Origin of the sequence: Ulvibacter antarcticus, assembly GCF_003688405.1 — a bacterium.
GTDB lineage: Bacteria > Bacteroidota > Bacteroidia > Flavobacteriales > Flavobacteriaceae > Ulvibacter > Ulvibacter antarcticus.
Window position 1 is genome coordinate 1 of record NZ_REFC01000006.1, and the last position, 2,942, is coordinate 2,942.

Genomic DNA, 2,942 nt, shown 5'->3' on the forward strand with positions numbered 1-2,942 from the left:
GGAACAATAGCATAACAGCCCGTTCCACCATTGTTAGGATCCGTATAAGCGGCATTACCCACCACCAAAATATACACCACTTGTAAAAAGGGAGTGACATTCTGATAATTAGTAGGAGTACCAATAGCTTGCGAGAAATCAGGAGCCGTTAAGGCCAGATCTCCAGCAGTAATAGCATCTGCCTCCTGCTCGTAATAATAAATATCATATAAAAGTGGATCCAAACCATCTAAAACCTCCGTGGCAACAGAGCTTAGATCGAAAAATTCTAAACCATCACCAGGATTGTCGTAATCACATGCACGTAAAGGTGCGGCAGGTGTAATAATCTCAGGAGTGTTCCGAACCTCTAAGGTTAAAAGAACGGTATTATAACAAGTATTAGTTGTACTCTCAATTCTAGCAAAAACTACATCATTAAAAGGATCGTCATTCGTATATGGATCCAGTAATTCGTTTAAATTATTTTGGGCATCGGATAAGGTTGGGTGATAGGTCACAATAAGTGTAAGATCACCACCAGTAATATCGGCATCCGCATCATGTAAATTAAATGGAGCAAACCCATCATTGTTTCCATCACAAATAACCAGAGGTTGTGGATCATTTACTATTGGAGGTGAATCGACAACTATTTCTACAATTTGAGTAGTATCATAACAACTTATATCGTCAAGATTTTCTAGTCTAATATAAATCAACTCTCCAGGAACGGGCACCGAATAAGGTACCGGAAGGATATTTGCTCCAGCATCTGCATCGGCCTGACTTACATGATATGTTACATTATACTGTCCTGCAGGTTCTCCATTAAGAATCAACACATCAAATTCCGAAGGTAAATTTATTGACTCAAAACCATCTTCATCCTGATCACACATCACAAAAGGAGATGGTACGGCGCCAGCATTGGCTATTGTAAAGTATATCTCAAATTGTTCAAGGTCAAAACATGTTCCAGAATTATCTTCAATTCTAACAAAAATTGTCTCTGGTGAAGGTGGATTTATTTGATGGACCGTAGGAGTTGCAATTGCATTCGTATCATCTTGACTATCCAGCAATGTTTGATAATACTTTATCACAAACATTGTAGGATCCTGTGTGCCTAAAACATCATCGTCATTTTCTGTTAAATCAAAAAAGCCAGTTGACACGCCATCATCACACTGAAATAAATCCATAGGAGGATTCGCTACTGGCTGAGGGTTAAAGTGAACTTCAATAGAACCTTCAACAAAACAAATTCCTTCAAATGCCTCAATAGAATACATTCCGTCTGTTGTAACATCCAATGATGGACCTGTTTCTCCAGTAATTGGCACTCCGGCTAAAAACCATTGAAAAGTAAAAGTTGGGTCGGTAATCCCTGTGTCCAGAGTTACCGTCATTCCGATACAACTCTCAATATTTGGTCCTAGATTTAAACCTGCCTGATTAAGATCTATTGGTAGGGTAAAAATATTATTATCTTCATTTGTTTCAGCAACAATTCCAGTTCCATCACCAATATCATCTACAACAGCAATTAAATCAAATAATACCGGTGTCCCTATAGGTATGTTTAATGTAATTACACCACTTTCAGAGCCTTCAATAGGGATTTCGGTCAAAGTTTGTGCTTGGCCAATTAAAACTGCATCTGCATAAAAGGCAATCGGTGTATTAATAGGTAATGGTGCAGTACTATTGACATTGTAAACTGTATAAGTAACATCAATATCATTATTTTGACAAAGTACTCCTATACTATCAATTTCTATAGTTGCATCCGGAATTTCAGAATTTACACTAGTTATGACATTATTAATCATAACAAAATCCTGTCCTGAAGTCAAATTGATAGTAATTTCAGTAGCCCCTGGCACCACAATGCCCTGAAGATCATAAAAATCCAGATCCATATTGTACATTACATTGGAATTCGTCCAACTATTGGTTCCGTTAAACGCGTTATCTCCCGGATTCAGTGGAGGATTATCAATTAAAGTACCATTGATTAAAAGAGATTCTGTTGTATTCAATTCAGCTTCACCTTCCCAAGCAAGAAAACCAATTTTTGCCAAGTCATCTGTAGCAACATCTATATTTGTTAAAATAATCTCTAATGTTTGATTTTGTGATGAAACATAATCCAATCCATCAAAAAGACTAATTTGATTCAGTGATAAGGTAGGGTCTGCATAAATTACATAGATGGCCCATCCACCAAAATTAGTATTTCCACAATATGGTGAGCCAGGATACACAGCACCAGATAAATCCAATTCGGAAAATGTATATGTACCATTCCCTCCAGTACCAATAATATTAGAGACATCAGCATATGCTGCGAAATAATTCAATCCTGAATTTGCGGTTAATGCAAAAGTTCTTTGTGCGTCTACTGTAATTCCATTCAACTCTATTTTATTGTCGGCATCGCCAGGACCGGCCCAATAAAGATGTGCTGAAAGAAACGTTTGCGTAGGAAGTAAGGTAAGATTCGCACTACTTTGTGGTAAAAAATCGCAATATCCAGTTCCAAAGTTGGGTTGCTCGTTTAAAGTATTCCCAAAGGCGGTAAAATCATATCGCCCATTAAACTGCTGAAACAATTGTACCTGTTGAGCTACTACGAATAAAGGGGCAAGAACAAAAAGGATATGTAAAATTTTTTTCATAGCATAATTAGTATAATTTCCAAAATAAAGAAATTTTTATGAAACATTAGCTTTTTATTTGGAGTACATCAAATAACTGCACAAGTTAAGCCCTAAAATCTTTAAGTTAACTGGTAAATTAGCATTTCATCTTAAATCAGTAAAAAAATTATAGAATATCAATACTCAACATCTACCTTTTTAAGGTAAAGTGACCTTTAAATTCTTTTTGTACTTCTTGTTCTGTATATTCAACCACAAACCAATAATCACTCGAGGGTAATGGATTGCCATTGTAAG

Annotated in this window: 2 protein-coding genes; both read right to left on the reverse strand. The window is 36.3% G+C overall.

Annotated features, from left to right (window positions below; all coding sequences use genetic code 11):
- Positions 1 to 2,663 (reverse strand): hypothetical protein (locus tag BXY75_RS00250; RefSeq protein WP_121905702.1); only part of this gene is annotated, 2,663 nt, incomplete at its 3' end.
- A gap of 172 nt (positions 2,664 to 2,835) precedes the next feature.
- A partial coding sequence (locus tag BXY75_RS17365) for a T9SS type B sorting domain-containing protein (RefSeq protein WP_147437206.1) occupies positions 2,836 to 2,942 on the reverse strand: 107 nt, incomplete at its 5' end.